We start from the raw sequence: 16,569 nt of genomic DNA, 5'->3' as shown, positions 1-16,569 counted from the left end.
TACACCTTCAGTTGCGCAGCCTTGGTGCCTGTAACTGTTTGCGGATGGTCTGAGCAAGCTCGTCCATAGTGGGTTGTTCCGGATGCTCATCCTGTAGTTCACCACTCAGCTGCGCTTCGGCAAGATAGGTATGGACAGGCTGACCATCGTCGCCCTCCATAACCACATGATACCAGGGCGCGGCGCGAAGCTCTGCGTCAACGGCCAGATCGTCTGCTGACGGTTCATCAAGGGAATACTCCGGGTCGATATCCACGACCACACCCAAATATCCAAGCAAGGTGTGGCGGACCTGCTGGCCGATACCGAATTTGCTGGCAATCATAGTCACCTCCCGGGAAACATTACATACACACTATGTGCGGGCAATATTTCTCTTTTCAAGTTACATGACGCGACAGGCAAACCCTTTCAGATACAGCCCTTCCGGGTAGGTAGCGATCACCGGGTGATCGGCGGCCTGACGGAACTGCTCTATAAATTGTACATCACGACCCGCATCTATTGCGGCATCGGCGATGATTTTTTGGAATAAATCTGTCGTCATCAGGCCAGAGCAGGAGAATGTCAGCAGCACGCCGCCCGGGTTCAGCAGCTGGATCGCCAGCATGTTGATGTCTTTATAGCCACGGCAGGCGCCCATCAGCTGGCTTTTGTTTTCAACAAACTTCGGCGGGTCCATCACGATGACGTCAAATTTCTCGCCCTGGTCGCGGTATTTACGCAGCAGTTTGAATACGTCGTCGCGCACAAACTCCGCTTTGCTCAGATCCAGCTTATTCAGCTCAACGTTCTGCTTCGCCACGTCCAGCGCTTCCTGTGAGGTGTCGACGCTCACCACCTGAGCACAGCCGCCCATCAGGGCAGAGACCGCAAAGCCGCCGGTATAAGAGAAGCAGTTCAGCACGCGTTTATCGGCAACGTACTGGCGCGTTGCCAGACGGCTGTCACGCTGGTCGAGGTAATAACCGGTCTTATGGCCGCCCTGGATATCCACCAGCAGCTTCATGCCATGCTCTTCAATAGGCAGCAGGGCAGGCGGCAGTTCGCCGGTGACCGGGCCTTGCGTCAGCTCCATGCCCTCTTTTTTACGTACCGCCACGTCGCTGCGGTCGTAAATGGCACATTCCGGGAACAGGGTTTGCAGGGCGCTAATCAGCGCGGCACGCTGGTATTCCGCCCCGGCGCTCAGCAGCTGCAACACCAGGAAATTGCCGAAGCGGTCAATGGTCACGCCCGGCAGCCCGTCGGACTCTCCGGCAATCAGACGATAGCTGTCCAGCCCGTCACGCTTTGCCAGCCACTCGCGCCACTGCTGCGCCTGTTGCAAACGACGGACAAAGAAGTCGATATCGATGGTTTCTTCTTTATCGAACGTCCAGACGCGCGCGCGGATCTGAGATGCTGGCGAGTATGCGCCGCGTGCTAACCATTTCCCCTGATGGTCAACAATATCGATGGTTTCACCGAGGCTGGCTTTACCTTCCATGCGGGCAACCGCGCCGGAAAAGACCCAGGGATGACGGCGCAGTAATGACTTCTCGCGCCCTTTGGCTAACACTAAACGTACACTCATAATTTGCTATTCTGTCGATTCCAATGAAATGGCCGCCATTTTCCCGACTTCAGTGAGGAAATGCAACGCGCCAGTCGGATAAGGAGAAGGATGATGTCAAATGTTTGCACCATTGCCTGGGTCCATGGCCTTGTACAGGGCGTCGGATTCCGCTACAGCACCCAGCGCGAAGCCCTTCAGCTCGGGCTGACAGGGTATGCGCGTAACATGGATGATGGCAGCGTGGAGGTTGTGGCCTGCGGTGAGGCGGATCGGGTTGAGAAGCTGGTGGCGTGGCTGAAAGCGGGCGGACCGCGCAGCGCGCGGGTTGATAAGGTGCTAACGGAACCGCATCAACCCGACCGGGAATACGCTGACTTCAGTATTCGCTATTAAATGCATTTTACCGGCTTTGGCAGGCCGGCGATTTTTGTCGCCTGTTTAGCCGGGCCTTTCGGAAACAGGCGATACAGATAACGGCTGTTGCCTTTCTCTTCGCCAAATTTATTCGCCATGGCTTTGACCAGCATGCGGATAGCCGGCGAGGTGTTGAATTCAAGGTAAAATTCTCGCACGAAGCGCACCACTTCCCAGTGTTCCGGGGAGAGGGTAATTCCTTCGTTTTCCGCAATTTTCTCCGCCAGCGCTTCGCTCCACTGGCTGCTCTCTTTCAGATAACCGTCGTTATCGGTTTCGATCTCTTTGCCTTCAAAACTCAACATATTCATTCACACGTTAGTCAAAAACCGCCTAAGTCTACCAAAAAAACAAAGCCCCGCATAAGCGGGGCCCTGTTCACAGCACGGTGAGTTAATCGCGGCTGGCGAAGCCCAGGATGCTCAGCAGGCTGACAAAAATGTTGTACAGCGACACATACAGGCTCACGGTGGCGCGGATATAGTTCGTCTCACCGCCGTGAATGATGTTGCTGGTTTCATACAGGATTGCGCCGGATGAAATCAGGATAAACACCGCGCTGATTGCCAGATGCAGCGCAGGCAATTGCAGGAAGATGTTCGCCAGCATACCGACCAGCACAATCACGATACCTGCCATCAGCATACCGCCAAGGAAGGACATGTCCTTACGGGTGGTCAGCACGTAGGCCGAGCAGCAGAAGAACACCAGCGCGGTACCGCCCAGCGCCATACCAATCACGTCGCCCATTCCGGCAGACAGATAGGCATTCAGGATTGGCCCCAGAATGTAGCCCAGGAAGCCGGTAAAGGCGAACGCGGAGAGAATACCCACCGGTTTATCCGCGGTTTTGTAGGTCAGGAACATCAGACCGTACATACCCACCAGCGTGAGGATCAGGCCCGGAGAAGGCAGCATCAGTACGGTGCTGGCCGTCGCGGTGATCGCCGAAAACGCCAGCGTCAGGCTGAGCATGAAATAGGTATTGCGCAGCACCTTATGGGTGCTGAGTAGCGATGTGCGGTCGCGTGAAGAAGTAATTATACGATCCATGAGTCACTCTCTTATGACAGATGTAATTAGCGCAAAGAATAGGAAACGGCGCGGCAGACGCAAAGTGGTTTTACCCATCTTTACTCAGCCCCTTAGGGATTATGCTGGTTTTTTATTCTGGCAAAGCCTTTGTACTCAGAATGAAGTGCGGTTTGTAGAGCGTATTCAGATCAACCTCTTATAGGTCACTGAAAAATATTGCGTTATTTCCCTAAGGCCGCTAAGAGTTATTTCCGGATCGTCATAAAAACAGACAATAAGGCGAAGGAAATGAAACCACAAACACGCACGCACTTTACACTCTCTTTGTTAACCGCAGTGATCCTGTGCGCCAGCACGGCAACCTGGGCGGCTAACGTGCCGGCAGGAACCCAGCTGGCAGATAAGCAGGAACTGGTCAGGAACAACGGCAGTGAACCCGCCTCGCTCGACCCGCATAAAGTCGAAAGCGATGTCGAATTCAATATTATCAGCGATTTATTCGACGGGCTGGTCAGCGTCTCTCCGGCAGGTGAAATCCAGCCGCGCCTCGCGGAGAAATGGGAAAATAAAGACAACACCGTCTGGACGTTCCATCTGCGTCCGGGCATTACCTGGAGCGATGGAACCCCCATCACCGCGGAAGATATTGTCTGGAGCTGGCAGCGGCTGGTCGACCCGAAAACCGCCTCTCCGTATGCCAGCTATCCCGGTAGTATGCGTATCGTCAACGGCACTGATATCGCAGAAGGCAAAAAAGCGCCCGAGTCGCTGGGGGTGAAAGCCATCAATGACACCACGCTGGAAGTTACGCTCACGCAACCTAACGCCGCTTTCCTGGCGATGCTGGCTCACCCGTCTCTGGTGCCAATTGATAAAGTCCTGGTAGGCCGTTTCGGTGATAAGTGGACCAAACCGGAGCACTTCGTCAGCAGCGGGGCCTATAAACTGTCACAGTGGGTGGTTAACGAACGCATTGTGGCGGTGCGTAACCCGAAATATTGGGATAACGAACATACCGTCATCAACAAGGTGACCTATCTGCCCATTTCCTCTGAAGCTGCTGACGTCAACCGCTACAAAGCGGGCGAAATCGACATTGTTTACACGGTGCCGATCAACCAGTTTGCTCAGCTGAAGAAAACGCTGGGGAGCGAGCTGGACGTTTCACCGCAGCTTGCCACCTATTATTATCAGTTCAACACCACCCGGCCGCCGTTCAACGACGCCCGCGTGCGCAAGGCGCTGAACCTGGCGCTGGATAAAGACATCATCGCCGGGAAAGTATTAGGGCAGGGCCAGCGCCCGGCATGGCTGATCAGCCAGCCGGATATTGGCGGCGTCAAGCTCCAGAACCCGGATTACGCCAGCTGGCCGATGGATAAACGCATTGCCGAGGCGAAAAAGCTGCTGGCCGAAGCCGGATTTAACGACAGCCATCCGCTCAGCTTTAATCTCCTCTATAACACCTCGGAATCGCACCAGCGTATTGCCATTGCCGCCAGCTCAATGTGGAAGAAGAACCTCGGCGTGGAGGCGAAGCTGCAAAATCAGGAGTGGAAAACCATGCTTGATACCATGCACACCCATAACTTTGACGCGGTACGCTACGCCTGGATTGCCGATTACGACGATGCGGCAACCTTCCTGAACAACTTCCGTACCGGGGACAGCCAAAACACCACTCAGTACAGCAATCCGGACTACGATCGGGCACTGGTGAACGCGGCGAAATCGAAAACGGCGGAGGAGCGCGGTAAATTCTACCAGCAGGCAGAAGATCTGCTGGGACGGGATGTACCGGCGATCCCGGTCTATCATTACGTGCGCACGCACCTGGTGAAACCGTGGGTAGGGGGCTTCACGCCAGACAAGCTCGGGTACTACTACACCAAAGATATGTACATCAAAAAGCACTAACGATCCGCGGTGGATATTATGCTGCCAAAACGGCCAATCTGTCGTCTATTCAACCGATTAAACGCATTTTGGCTATTTTTAAAGCGAACGAATGCGCGCACTCTTTACAGCGCGCGGTGAGGTGTTTATAGTTCGCCTCACTTAGGAAGCGTGGCCGAGCGGTTGAAGGCACCGGTCTTGAAAACCGGCGACCCGAAAGGGTTCTAGAGTTCGAATCTCTACGCTTCCGCCAAATTCGAAACCCCCTGCGATAGCAATATCGCAGGGGTTTTTGTTTTTGCGCCAGTCTTCCGTCATGCCACCATGTTGTAGCTTATCGTGATCCCGGCGTCGGCCTTGCAGACCTGAGCTTTTACGCACCAGGTGTCCTCGATGTTTGCCGGCGTCAGAACCGCTTCGGGCGCGCCCGTGGCGGCGATCTGCCCGGCCTTCAGGAGGATCAGACGCTGGCAATAATTGGCCGCAAGATTGAGATCGTGCAGTGCAACCACCACCGTAAGCGGCAGCTGTGAAACGAGCCGCATCAGCTCCAGCTGGTGCTGAATGTCCAGGTGGTTTGTCGGTTCATCGAGCAACAGCACCTGCGGCTGCTGGGCCAGCGCGCGGGCTATCTGGCTTCGCTGGCGCTCTCCGCCAGACAAAGAGTGCCATCGCCGCTGGCGTAAGCGGCATAACTGCATCAGGCCAATCGCCTGCTCAACCGCAGCCTCATCGTCGCGCGAGGTTTTCTGGAATGTTTTCCGGTAGGGCGTACGCCCCAGTCTGACAATGTCCTCAACGGTCAGTTCTCCGTCGACCTCAGCATGTTGCGGGACAAACGCCATGTGCTGCGCGCGTTTTTTCAGCGGCATCATGCCGAGCGTTGTGCCATTAAGCGCCACGCGTTCGCTGAGTCGTGGAAACAGCCCGGCGAGACAGCGCAGCAGCGTCGACTTGCCCGAGCCGTTTGGCCCTAACAGGCCGATAATCTGCCCGGATGGCAGGTCGAGATCGATATCCTTAAGCACCGTCTGCGCTTGTCGGGTTACGGTCAACCCGGCCACGGTAATATTCATGGATGCTCCTTTCGGTTTTGATAAAGCAACGCCACAAAGACGGGGGCGCCCACCAGCGCAGTCACCACCCCGATGGGCAGAACATGGTGCACAATCAGCGTGCGTGAGACGATATCGGCGAGGATCATAAAGTGGGCGCCGATAAGAAACGTCAGCGGGATAGATAGACGATGGCCCGGCCCACATAGCATGCGCGTTACATGGGGAATGACCAGCCCGACAAACCCCACTGCGCCCGTGGCGCTCACCAGCGTTGCGGTAACAATGGCACAGGTCAGCAATAAGACAATACGCACGGCGGTAACCGGGATCCCCAGCGTGGTGGAGACCTCATCCCCGAAGGTGAAGGTGTCCAGCGCCCGTGAAAAGAGCAATACCACCAGTAAACCCGCAAGCGTAACGGCCAGTGCCAGCAGCGCGTCAGGCCAGCGCACGCCGCTCAGACTTCCCAGCAGCCAGAACATGACGCTACGGGACTGCTCGGCATTGGCGGACGTACTGACGACGTACGCGGTCATGGCGTTGAAGAGCTGGGTGCCCGCAATGCCAGCCAGCAAAATGCGCGACGGGCTTTCACTCATCCCGTTCGTAATCACCATGATGAGCGCAAAGGCGGCGCACGAGCCGACAAACGCACCGCTGCTCACGCCAATCACGCTCCCCCCGATGCCGAGAAGCATCACGCAGACGGCCCCCAGCGATGCGCCCGCGGAAATCCCCAGCAGATAAGGCTCAGCCAGAGGGTTACGCAGGATCGACTGTAACACAAGCCCGCACAACGCCAGGCCGCCGCCGTTGCACGCGGCCATTACTGCCCGGCTCATGCGATATTGCCAGACGATACCTTCCTCCGTTTGCGGCAACGCATAAGAGGTCAAACCCAGTCCGTTGAGGATCGCTTTCCCGGTACTGGCATACGACACCGGCATATCACCGATACTGGCGGCAAAGACCAGCATCAGCGGCAGCGCCATGGCACCTGCTGCCAGTAAACCCTGCTGGCGGCGGTCAAAAGCGAAATGACTCATTGTTCATCCCGGAAAGTAGCCAGCCGATCGCTGATAAGCTCAACCGCATCGACGTTACGCAATGAAGGGTTTAACGACATCGCTGGCACCACGATGATGTGGTTGTTCCTGACCGCAGGCATGTTCTTTGTCACCGGGTCACTGCGCAAGAACGCTTTTTTTACCTCTACGTCATCGGCAGGGTAGAGCCTGCGGGACATCCCGGCGATAACAATCACGTCCGGCTGCGATCGGGCTATATGTTCCCACGTTACAGAGGGCCATTCGTCGTGAGAGTCAATAATGTTCTTCAACCCCAGCGTGCGGCTGATCCAGCCAGGCGCGCCGTAATTCCCGGCCACCCAGGGATCGCCATTCAGACGGCTGCTGGAGAACCAGAATACAACGCTAAACGGTTTCGCGGAGGCGCGCGCCTGGGCCTTTTTAATACGCTCCGCCAGCGCACGATTGAGCTGCTCACCTCGCGCGGAAACATCAAAAATCGTCGCCAGATCTGTCACTTCCCGTGTAATTTCCGCCAGTGAAAACGGCGCGCTACGTGCTCCGTCTGCGTTTGAGGTTTCCGTTACCGTTTTATCCGTGCAGTCGGCAGGGGAGATCCACGTATTAATCCCCAGCGACGCAAACTGCTCACGGGTTCCCACTTCTCCCTGCGGACCAATGTGCCAGTGATACTGTGCGAGAACGAGTTCAGGTTTCTGCCCTACCACGGCCTCAAAGGAGGGGGAATTATCCGCAAGCCTGGGGAGGTTTTTCCCGGCATCCTCCAGCGGGGCCGGGAGCTTGCCGAACCAGACTGACGTCGCGGCGATCGTTTTCTCCAGCCCCAGTGCGAGCAGTAATTCTGTTTCATGCTGACCCACGGTCACGACGCGCTGAGGAGCCTGCGTAAAGGTCTGCTTAACGCCGCAATTTTCAATCGTGAGGGGCCAGGTGGTTGCGGCGAAAGCGGCAGGCGCCATGGAGAGCAGTGAAGCCAGAAATAACCCATTTTTAAGTAACATAGAACGCAATCCGAAATTGTTATGTTATAACATAATACATATATTGTGACTGAGAGCAACACGCTCACCGTCGCTTGTTGCAGAAACGAAAGGCTGGACTATTCTCAACATACCCACCTGGCATTCGCGGGTTGCCTGAAAAATAACAAGATTTCTGACCTGGGGTAGTAAGGATGAAAAAGATCCTGCTCGCGTTTGCGTTCTGTTTTGCCGCCCTGAGCGCCTTCTCATCGTATGCCGCAGAGCCCCGCCAGGCGCCTACGGAGCAGGAGCGCGCCCGAACGGTCTACATCTTCCATCAGCCCATCGTCATGCTCCAGGCGAAATTTGGCCTGACCACGCCGGAAGAACGCGTTTTACGCATCCGCAACACCCTGCGCAATTTTACCGAGGCGGATGTGCGTGAGCCGCTCAGCATCGTCCCCGTGACCCGCTATAACCAGCAGGGACGGCTAATAGTGATGAACGGGAAACCTGTGATGCTGCTGACGGAAGGGGATTTGGACGAAGGGGACGATCTTACCCTCAATCAGGCCGCACAGCGCGTGCTGGCGCGCATGGAAGCGCAAAGGATGGCGCTGCGCGATCAATACGATACCGGCTGGCTGGCGCTGTCGACGGTAAAAACAGCCGCTGGCCTGCTGGCGCTGTTGCTGCTCTGCTACGGCGCGTGGCGATCCTGGCGCTGGTTCCGGCGCGTCTACCGTCGGCGCATTGTGGAGAACCGCAGCCGGGTGCCGCAAAGCTGGCGGCGGTACATTGGCGCCATTGAGATTCGGCTTTACGCCTTGCTGATGTTCCTGCTGGGGTTTATCGGCTTTTACGTCTGGCTGAGCTGGGCATTCAGTCTGTTTCCGTGGACGCGGGTGTGGGGCACGTCGCTGGGAGACTGGACGCTTCGCGTGGTGCAGCAAATCGCCCTGGCGATTGTCTCGGCCTTGCCGGGGCTGACGATTGTTCTGATCATTTTCCTCATTACCGCTTTTATTCTGAAGCTTCTTAAGATGGTGCTGAATCAGGTGGAGGCTGGTCGTCTGCAACTTCCCGGCGTACATCCGGAAACCGTGGGGGCCACCCGTAAGCTCATTTCCGTTGCCGTCTGGCTATTTGCTCTCTCCGCCGCCTGGCCGTTTCTTCCCGGTGCAAACTCGCTGGCGTTTAAAGGTATTAGCGTCTTCTTCGGCCTGATGTTAACGCTGGGCTCGGCGGGGGTGATGAACCATGCCATGAGCGGTCTGGTCCTGATTTACTCCCGCGCGCTGCGCAAAGGCGATGTCATTCGGGTGGCGGATAACGAAGGCAAGGTCAGTGAAATTGGCATGCTGGCGACCAAAATTTTTACCCGGGAAAATTATGTCGTTACCGTGCCCAACGCGGTGGTGGTGAGCGGTAAGATCACCAACCTGAGCGCGCTACAGCCCGATGGCAGCCTCAATCTGACGATCAGCGTCACGATCGGTTATGACACCCCGTGGCGTCAGGTGCATGCCATGCTGGAGCTGGCCGCGAAACGGGCAAAAGGGATTGACCTTTCCGAGCCGCCGCTGGTGCGCCAGTTAGGGTTAATGGACTGGTATATCGCTTACGAATTGCAGGTCCGTCTGCTGCCCGAACAGTCCCTCGCGGTTGCCCGCAATGAACTGCATAGCCAGATACAGGATGTGTTTAACGAATTTAACGTGCAGATTATGTCCCCGAATTTTGTTATGCAGCCAGAGGGTAGCGTGATGGTTGCCAAAGAGAACTGGTATACCGCGCCAGCCAAACCCCCTCAGGGCGAAAACTGATGCCCGGTTTTCCCGTGGCAAGGCAAAATGTCACAGCTTCTGATCGACGATCGCCGATTTTACACGGGTCATCGCCAGAATGTTTTTTGAGCGCATATTTAATTTCTCGAGGATCCTCACGCGGTAGGTGCTGGTCGTTTTTTGTGACAGTTGCAGCTTTTTCGCGATCTCATGGTTTTCCAAATGAAACAGCTTCAGCACGTCATATTCGCGTCGCGTAAAAGAGTGTGTTCTGAGCGCCCGGTAAAAGCGCATCAACTGTTGAAAAGGGTGAGCAGTAAAATGCATCGACGAATAGATAATATTATCGATTCTCACCGCACGGTTGGCTTCTATCTCATGCATCAGGACAATGTAATCACGCTTAACTTTTTTGACCTGCCGAATGGTTTTATTGCGTAACTTATCCTGTTCAATCGCAATGATAAAATCCATCGCCTGATCGACCCCATCAAGGTCGTGAATATCCGCGTCATCGCGAATCAAATGGGTTGATGTCAGGGCGCTTGATACACCCTGGCAAAGGTAGTAGTTATCACTGATAAATAAAAAATTCATAATCGTCGTTAAATAAAGTCATGGCTAATCTCTTATCGCAGTGATCCACGGTTAATGGGTGTTGTACGAAAAAGAGTCTAAATGACCACCTGCGAATCTAATAAACGTTATGAATGTAAAAATAAATGTTTACATTTTAGCCAGCCGATGACGAAGAAATCAGCGGGGCGGAAGGGGACGACGCAAGACGTGTAACGTTATGCAATTTCGTGCTTTACATCATGCTCAGAGATGTTTATAGTGCGCCTCACTTTGGAAGCGTGGCCGAGCGGTTGAAGGCACCGGTCTTGAAAACCGGCGACCCGAAAGGGTTCTAGAGTTCGAATCTCTACGCTTCCGCCAAATTCGAAAACCCTGCGATAGCAATATCGCAGGGTTTTTTCGTTATTCCAGCCCCAGCGTATACTGCGCGATTTTGAAGTAGATAATCAGCCCGGTCCCGTCGATTAGCGTGGCGATAAACGGTGCGGAGACCACCGCCGGATCGATTTTGCAGCGTTTCAGTACCATCGGGATCACCGACGAGACGATGGCGCTCCACAGCGTAATGCAGACCAGCGTCAGGCTGACGATGAGCGTGATTTCCATCCCAATACCCATCATCCAGGCGCGAACGCAGCCCGCCAGACCCAGCGTGGCGGCAATCATTAACGAGGTGCTGATCTCTTTGCGCAGCACGCGACCCACATCGCGAAGGTGGACTTCACCCAGCGCCATGGCGCGCACCAGCGTCGAGGTGATCTGCGTCCCGCTGTTTCCGCCGGTGCCAATCAGCAGCGGAATAAAGAACGCCAGCGCGATGGCAGATTCCAGCGCCTCTTCAAAATGCTGGATCACCGAACTGGTATACGCTTCCGCAACAAACAGCAGCAGCAGCCAGACGGAGCGTTTCTTCCACAGGCTGAAGGCGCTGGTTTCCAGATAGGGCTTCTCCAGCGGCAGCGTCGCCCCCTGAAGCTGGGCATCTTCAGTAACGTCATCTTCCAGCAGATGGGCGATTTCACGCTCGGTAAGGCAGCCCACCAGCTTGCCGTGGGTCACCACCGGCACTACATCCGCACCCGCGTGCGCCAGCAGCCCGGCGACATCCGCCCGCTCATCTTCCGGTTTGAGCTGAATAAAATCCGATATCATCAACCCCTTAACAGGCTGCACGGTATCCGTGGCCTGCAATAATTTGCGTACGGCGATTAAACCCGCGAGGCGACCGTTATCTTCGATAAAAATATGCGACGGAATATCATCATCTTTTAATTTTTCAAAGAACTGCTCGCGTGCCAGAGCTACGCATAATGAAATATCGATAACGATAAAATCGGTATTCATATATTGCGCGATGGCGCTGTCATTAAAAGCCAGGTTTTGGTTGTGAATAGCGTAAGACATAGTAAATTCCCTTTGAATAATAAAATCTCTCAGGGGCGAGCAAGACAGGGCATGTCGGAAAGGAGATCCCCACGTCCTGGGTTCAGCACTGTACACCGTATCCCACAAGGGAAGTTATACTGACAAAGCCTTGATTCGACAGTGCCTGTTTTACCCTGTGCCGGTTCTCTCGAACCCACCAGAGCGATAACGTGTATTTGTACAGGAGCCTCGCCATAACGAGATCGTTGTAAAACGAGAGGGATAATACGCCTGTTTAAATTTAGTGCTCAGAAAATTAAATAATGTTTAAGAACGGTTTAGGTAAATCTTATTAATAAAATGTTGAGGGTTTATTTAAGGTTATTCATTTTAAATGGACAATTAAATTATTAACGGGGGAGGGGAAAATGACATGGTTTGATAACCTGCTGAATCATTTTGCGCTATATCCGGCACATCTGTTTGTGCTGTTATTCGTGATGGCGCTGAGCAAATCGACGGTGCTGATCTCCTCCGTGCTGCCGCCCGCGTCGGTGATGCTGCTGGCGGGCATTACCGTCAGCCAGGGGAGCATGCATCCTGCGCTGACGTGGCTCGCCGTGGTGATGGGGGCAACGGCGGGTTCGGTGCTGAATTACCATATCGGCCAACTGATGGGGCATACCCGGATGGTCACGCGCTTCACCTCAAAGCATGCCAATAAGTTCCTGCGGGTCCAGCATCAGCTGCAAAAGAACGGGGTCATCGTGCTTTTTACGTCGCGCTTCCTGGCGGTGTTGCGTTACATCGTCCCGCTGGCGGCCGGGATGCTCAGGCTGAACGCCGTCAAGGTCTACGCCGTCAGCCTGCTTTCCGCCTGTGCGTGGGCGGCGCTGTATGTCGGCGCGGTCACCGGCATCAGCGCCTTTTGAATTACAGGCTCCCCATTCCGCCGTCCACCAGCAGTTCCGTTCCCACCGTGTAGCTCGACTCGTCGGAGGCCAGATAGAGTGCGGCTTTTGCCAGCTCGGTCGTCGAGCCCATTCTGCCCAGCGGCACCAGCTTAATGACCTCTGCCATCATCGCGTTAAGCGCCTCGTCGCTTAAGCCCGTTTTTGTAAACGCCGGGGTTTCCACCGGACCGGGACTCAGACCGTTGACGCGGATCCCGCGCGGCAGCAGCTCCGCCGACAGCGTGCGCGCCAGCGACAGCAGGGCGGCCTTGCTCGCGGCATACGCGCTGCTGGTGGGCAGGCCGATGCGCGCGCTCACGGAGCCGCAGAGGATCACCGAGGATGGGTTATTCAGCAGCGGCAGCAGCGCCTGAATTAAAAAGAACGGTCCCTTCAGGTTGATGTTCATCAGACGGTCCCAGGCCTCCTCCTGCCAGGCGTCCAGCGGCGCGTGCGTCACGTCACCGGCGTTGAGAAAGACCGCATCCAGGCGTGGCCAGCGGGCGGTGAGGGTCTCCGCCAGCGCTTTTTGCGACGAAATATCGCCTGCGTCGGTTGGGATCACCCAGGCCTTATCGCCCAGAATGCGCTCTGCTTCGGCGAGGGTATCCGGGTTGCGTCCGGTCACGGCGACGCGCGCCCCTTCGGCGATAAACGCCTGCGCGGTGGCGAGACCGATACCGCTGGTGCCGCCGGTAATCAACGTATACTTATCGGTTAAACGACCCATGTTCTTCTCCTGAAATGTCTCTGGAGAAAGCACTATAGAAACGTTAGTATCGAAAGGAAACCAGGTACCAAATGGATACTAACGAGGCAAGAGGTGTGAAATGGCAGAGCTGCTGGAAGCGTGCTGCGAAAAAAAATCTGAGGCGTATACCTGCCCGATGACGCAGTTTGTGAATCTGATTTCCGGTAAGTGGGCGATCCCCATTCTCTATCGCCTGATTGTGTTCAATACGCCCGTTCGCTTTGGCGATCTGCTGCGTGCCGCTGCCCCCATCACCCAGAAAGAGCTGACGAAGCAGCTGCGCCTGTTTGAGCAGCGCGGTCTGGTGACGCGAACGGTCTACCCGGAGATCCCGCCGCGCGTGGAGTATCAGATCACCGAGCTGGGGCTAACCCTTCAGGACGCACTCTCGCCGCTGGCCGCCTGGATGAGCGAATACGGCGACCAGCTTCAGCGTTAGGCTACTGTTTTACGTAGCGCGGATCCCCGCTTCATCGGTGAGATAGGCCACCAGAATATCGACTGCGACCCCGTAGCGCGCGTCGCGAACAATCAGCAGCGACCACCAGTCGCCGATAATATCCAGCGAACGGGCGACGGGGCAGGTGCTCTCTTCAAGGCGGGTACGTTTCACAGCGAATTCTCCGGTGGGGTATGGTTTTTTTATAAAACTCATCGGCACACGCCGTAAGCACGTTAATCATCAGTTTGAGAAATGCTTCCCGAAAAACCTGTCACGGATCTGTCACACTCAGGGCGACATTAAAAACGTGTGAGGAATTAGGGATGAGAAAAGCACTACTCGCAGTTGCCGTGGCAGGTACCCTTTCCGTGACCTTTGGCGCACAGGCGCAGGACACGCCGGACGGCTATCAGCTGGAACAGGTGCTCATCATGAGCCGCCACAACCTGCGCGCGCCGCTTGCCAATAACGGCAGCGTGCTGGAGCAGTCCACGCCGAAGCAGTGGCCGGAGTGGGACGTCCCGGGTGGACAGCTCACCACCAAAGGTGGCGTACTGGAAGTGTATATGGGTCACTATATGCGCGAGTGGCTGGCAGAGCAGGAGATGGTGAAGACGCGTGAATGCCCGCCAGCGGATACCGTCTATGCCTACGCCAACAGCCTCCAGCGCACCGTGGCGACCGCGCAGTTCTTTATCACCGGCGCGTTCCCCGGGTGCGATGTTCCTGTGCATCACCAGGAAAAAATGGGCACCATGGACCCCACCTTCAATCCGGTCATTACCGATAACTCCCCTGAGTTTCGCGAGAAAGCGCTGAAAGCGATGGAGACGGAACGGCAGAAAATGCAGCTGGATGAAAGCTACAAACTGCTGGAACAGCTTACAAACTACAGCGACTCGCCGTCCTGCAAGGAGAAAAAAGTCTGCTCCCTGACGGAGGCGAAAGATACGTTCAGCGCCGATTATGAAAAAGAGCCGGGCGTCTCCGGGCCGCTGAAGGTGGGTAACTCGCTGGTGGATGCGTTCACGTTACAGTATTACGAAGGCTTCCCGACAGACCAGGTGGCCTGGGGGGAAATCAAAACCGATCAGCAGTGGCGCGTGCTGTCGAAGCTGAAAAACGGCTATCAGGACTCGCTGTTTACGTCGACGGAGGTGGCGCAGAACGTGGCTAAACCGCTGGTTAAGTACATTGATAAAGCGCTGGTGACCGACCAGGCAAAAGCGCCAAAAATCACCCTGCTGGTGGGGCACGACTCTAACATCGCCTCGCTGCTGACCGCGCTGGACTTCAGGCCTTATCAGCTGCACGACCAGCAGGAACGAACCCCGATTGGCGGTAAAATTGTCTTCCAGCGCTGGCATGACAAAAACACTAATCAGGAGCTGATGAAAATTGAGTATGTCTACCAGAGTTCAGAGCAGTTGCGTAACGCCAGCGTACTGTCGCTGCAATCCCCTGCGCAGCGCGTGACGCTGGAGCTGAAGGGCTGTCCGGTGGATGCGAACGGCTTCTGTCCAGTCGATAAATTTAATGCGGTGATGAACAACGCGGCGAAATAGAAGAAAACCCCCGCGCGCGGGCGGGGGGAACGTTCAGACGTTTTTACGTTCGATGGTTTGCTCGCCCCAGAATAGCGAGTCTTTGTCGGTTTTTTCGAAGGCGCGAACCAGCACTTCATCGTTGCCTTCTTCCCAAATCTGCTCAGCCAGCTTTTCGTCATAATTGGCGACTTCAAAGATGGCTTCGGCAATCTCCGGAGAGGTATTGCGTAAACTTGCCCATTCGCCCACGTGGTGAGCTTTGGATTCTTGAGTTGGCATACTTGTCCTCCTGTTGGGTTAGCCGTTCAGTTTTTTGGCAAGACCCGCGACGTATTCACCCTGATAGCGGGCGATTGAAAGTTCTTCATTGCTTGGCTGACGTGAACCATCGCCACCGGCAATGGTGGTCGCACCATACGGTGTCCCGCCACGAACCTGGGAAACATCGAACAGTTCCTGCGCGCCGTAGCCAATCGGCACAATCACCATCCCATGATGGGCAAGAGTAGTCCAGGTGGAGGTGATCGTCTGCTCCTGGCCGCCGCCCGTGCCGGTAGAGCTGAACACGCTGGCCAGCTTGCCGTATAACGCGCCGGAGGCCCAGAGCCCGCCCGTCTGGTCGAGGAAGGTGCGCATCTGGCCGGACATATTGCCGAAGCGGGTCGGGGTGCCGAAGATAATGGCATCATAGTCCGCGAGCTCCTGCGGGGTGGCGACCGGGGCGTTTTGTGTTTTCCCCCCGGCTTTGGCGAAGGCTTCCGCCTGCATGGTTTCCGGTACGCGTTTAACCACGACCTCAACGCCGTCTACTCTGTTTGCGCCTTCTGCTACTGCGTGAGCCATGGTTTCAATGTGTCCATACATGGAATAATAGAGCACCAGAACTTTTGCCATTTTGCATCACTCCTCGTTGGTTTTTCTTACAGCGGATCGCTGCGTTCCTTTAAAGATATGACATCACAGCCAGACTGCAAAAATGAACGGCATTTCTTTGATATATAACAATATCTTTTGGTTACGCGCCTTGTAGCAAAATGAAACAACTTTCGCGGCGCGGATTTTTCAAAATATAAGAATGGCTTATGAATAACTTCCCCGATATTTCATACGAAAGGCTGAGATCATGTTGCAGAATATTACCTCTCGCTTGCCGGATAGCCGCATTACACTAAG

18 protein-coding genes, 2 tRNA genes, 1 pseudogene and 1 riboswitch are annotated in these 16,569 nt (G+C 55.4%); of the genes and pseudogenes, 8 read left to right on the top strand and 13 right to left on the bottom strand.

Annotation, left to right across the window (positions count from 1 at the left end):
• Positions 1-7 precede the first annotated feature (7 nt).
• Both hspQ and rlmI read right to left on the bottom strand, forming a co-directional pair.
• A complete protein-coding gene (gene hspQ, locus ACJTMZ_RS05500; protein WP_003858136.1) occupies positions 8-325 on the bottom strand; it encodes a heat shock protein HspQ in 318 nt (105 codons plus the stop codon).
• A 60-nt stretch (positions 326-385) separates the two neighbouring features.
• Complete coding sequence (gene rlmI / locus ACJTMZ_RS05495; RefSeq protein WP_015570890.1) at positions 386-1,576, bottom strand: 23S rRNA (cytosine(1962)-C(5))-methyltransferase RlmI; 1,191 nt, start codon at positions 1,574-1,576, stop codon at positions 386-388.
• 93 nt (positions 1,577-1,669) lie between these two features.
• Between rlmI and yccX the strand changes: the two genes are divergently transcribed.
• On the top strand, positions 1,670-1,951 hold the full coding sequence (gene yccX / locus ACJTMZ_RS05490; protein ID WP_017693676.1) for an acylphosphatase: 282 nt from the start codon (positions 1,670-1,672) through the stop codon (positions 1,949-1,951).
• On the opposite strand, the gene tusE is transcribed toward yccX, so the two are convergent.
• A complete protein-coding gene (gene tusE / locus ACJTMZ_RS05485) occupies positions 1,948-2,277 on the bottom strand; it encodes a sulfurtransferase TusE (RefSeq protein WP_003858129.1) in 330 nt (109 codons plus the stop codon). The genes yccX and tusE overlap by 4 nt on opposite strands.
• A gap of 88 nt (positions 2,278-2,365) precedes the next feature.
• A complete protein-coding gene (gene yccA / locus ACJTMZ_RS05480; protein WP_003858127.1) occupies positions 2,366-3,025 on the bottom strand; it encodes an FtsH protease modulator YccA in 660 nt (219 codons plus the stop codon).
• Positions 3,026-3,295: 270 nt separating this feature from the next.
• Between yccA and ACJTMZ_RS05475 the strand changes: the two genes are divergently transcribed.
• Both ACJTMZ_RS05475 and ACJTMZ_RS05470 read left to right on the top strand, forming a co-directional pair.
• Positions 3,296-4,924, top strand: coding sequence for an ABC transporter substrate-binding protein (locus tag ACJTMZ_RS05475; RefSeq protein ID WP_252010833.1), 1,629 nt, complete (start codon positions 3,296-3,298; stop codon positions 4,922-4,924).
• 144 nt (positions 4,925-5,068) lie between these two features.
• A tRNA-Ser gene (locus ACJTMZ_RS05470) sits at positions 5,069-5,156 on the top strand.
• Positions 5,157-5,217: 61 nt separating this feature from the next.
• Here the strand turns inward: ACJTMZ_RS05470 and ACJTMZ_RS05465 are convergent.
• The 3 genes from ACJTMZ_RS05465 to ACJTMZ_RS05455 are packed head-to-tail and all read right to left on the bottom strand — an operon-like array spanning position 5,218 to position 8,011.
• A complete protein-coding gene (locus ACJTMZ_RS05465) occupies positions 5,218-5,979 on the bottom strand; it encodes an ABC transporter ATP-binding protein (protein WP_015570887.1) in 762 nt (253 codons plus the stop codon).
• Complete coding sequence (locus ACJTMZ_RS05460) at positions 5,976-7,007, bottom strand: iron chelate uptake ABC transporter family permease subunit (protein ID WP_252010832.1); 1,032 nt, start codon at positions 7,005-7,007, stop codon at positions 5,976-5,978. Before ACJTMZ_RS05460 ends, ACJTMZ_RS05465 begins: the two co-directional genes overlap by 4 nt.
• The gene (locus ACJTMZ_RS05455; RefSeq protein ID WP_252010831.1) at positions 7,004-8,011 is read right to left on the bottom strand and encodes an ABC transporter substrate-binding protein; all 1,008 of its coding nucleotides are present in this window, start codon (positions 8,009-8,011) and stop codon (positions 7,004-7,006) included. Before ACJTMZ_RS05455 ends, ACJTMZ_RS05460 begins: the two co-directional genes overlap by 4 nt.
• A 173-nt stretch (positions 8,012-8,184) precedes the next feature.
• Here ACJTMZ_RS05455 and ACJTMZ_RS05450 point away from each other — a divergent pair, with 173 nt between their 5' ends.
• Positions 8,185-9,798: a mechanosensitive ion channel domain-containing protein gene (locus ACJTMZ_RS05450; RefSeq protein ID WP_252010830.1), complete on the top strand. Its 1,614-nt coding sequence runs from the start codon at positions 8,185-8,187 to the stop codon at positions 9,796-9,798.
• Between the two features lie 30 nt (positions 9,799-9,828).
• On the opposite strand, the gene ACJTMZ_RS05445 is transcribed toward ACJTMZ_RS05450, so the two are convergent.
• Positions 9,829-10,356, bottom strand: a complete 528-nt coding sequence (locus ACJTMZ_RS05445; RefSeq protein ID WP_015570883.1) for a LuxR C-terminal-related transcriptional regulator — start codon at positions 10,354-10,356, stop codon at positions 9,829-9,831.
• Positions 10,357-10,610: 254 nt separating this feature from the next.
• Between ACJTMZ_RS05445 and ACJTMZ_RS05440 the strand changes: the two genes are divergently transcribed.
• A tRNA-Ser gene (locus ACJTMZ_RS05440) sits at positions 10,611-10,698 on the top strand.
• 42 nt (positions 10,699-10,740) lie between these two features.
• On the opposite strand, the gene ACJTMZ_RS05435 is transcribed toward ACJTMZ_RS05440, so the two are convergent.
• Positions 10,741-11,742 (bottom strand): magnesium transporter, encoded by a 1,002-nt coding sequence (locus ACJTMZ_RS05435; protein WP_015570882.1) that lies wholly within the window; start codon positions 11,740-11,742, stop codon positions 10,741-10,743.
• A 60-nt stretch (positions 11,743-11,802) separates the two neighbouring features.
• Positions 11,803-11,972: riboswitch (M-box (ykoK) riboswitch) on the bottom strand.
• 159 nt (positions 11,973-12,131) lie between these two features.
• Here ACJTMZ_RS05435 and ACJTMZ_RS05430 point away from each other — a divergent pair.
• The gene (locus ACJTMZ_RS05430) at positions 12,132-12,635 is read left to right on the top strand and encodes a DedA family protein (RefSeq protein ID WP_015570881.1); all 504 of its coding nucleotides are present in this window, start codon (positions 12,132-12,134) and stop codon (positions 12,633-12,635) included.
• 1 nt (position 12,636) lies between these two features.
• Here the strand turns inward: ACJTMZ_RS05430 and ACJTMZ_RS05425 are convergent, their stop codons facing one another.
• Entirely contained in the window at positions 12,637-13,386 is a 750-nt protein-coding gene (locus ACJTMZ_RS05425) for an SDR family oxidoreductase (RefSeq protein ID WP_252010829.1), read from the bottom strand.
• 100 nt (positions 13,387-13,486) lie between these two features.
• Between ACJTMZ_RS05425 and ACJTMZ_RS05420 the strand changes: the two genes are divergently transcribed.
• Positions 13,487-13,846, top strand: coding sequence for a helix-turn-helix domain-containing protein (locus ACJTMZ_RS05420; protein WP_017384779.1), 360 nt, complete (start codon positions 13,487-13,489; stop codon positions 13,844-13,846).
• 66 nt (positions 13,847-13,912) lie between these two features.
• Here the strand turns inward: ACJTMZ_RS05420 and ACJTMZ_RS05415 are convergent.
• Positions 13,913-14,020, bottom strand: a pseudogene (locus ACJTMZ_RS05415) (winged helix-turn-helix transcriptional regulator); the annotation flags it as partial.
• Between the two features lie 152 nt (positions 14,021-14,172).
• On the opposite strand from ACJTMZ_RS05415, the gene agp reads away from it, so the two are divergent.
• Positions 14,173-15,414, top strand: a complete 1,242-nt coding sequence (gene agp / locus ACJTMZ_RS05410) for a bifunctional glucose-1-phosphatase/inositol phosphatase (protein ID WP_408626881.1) — start codon at positions 14,173-14,175, stop codon at positions 15,412-15,414.
• 33 nt (positions 15,415-15,447) lie between these two features.
• Here the strand turns inward: agp and ACJTMZ_RS05405 are convergent, their stop codons facing one another.
• On the bottom strand, positions 15,448-15,675 hold the full coding sequence (locus ACJTMZ_RS05405) for a YccJ family protein (protein ID WP_006809324.1): 228 nt from the start codon (positions 15,673-15,675) through the stop codon (positions 15,448-15,450).
• An 18-nt stretch (positions 15,676-15,693) separates the two neighbouring features.
• The gene (wrbA, locus tag ACJTMZ_RS05400; protein WP_006809323.1) at positions 15,694-16,290 is read right to left on the bottom strand and encodes an NAD(P)H:quinone oxidoreductase; all 597 of its coding nucleotides are present in this window, start codon (positions 16,288-16,290) and stop codon (positions 15,694-15,696) included.
• Positions 16,291-16,569 lie beyond the last annotated feature (279 nt).

The organism is Enterobacter sp. DN (genome assembly GCF_046054285.1).
Taxonomy (GTDB): domain Bacteria; phylum Pseudomonadota; class Gammaproteobacteria; order Enterobacterales; family Enterobacteriaceae; genus Enterobacter; species Enterobacter hormaechei_C.
The sequence above is the reverse complement of the archived record's forward strand: the minus strand, read 5'-3'. Positions and strand labels throughout refer to the sequence as shown.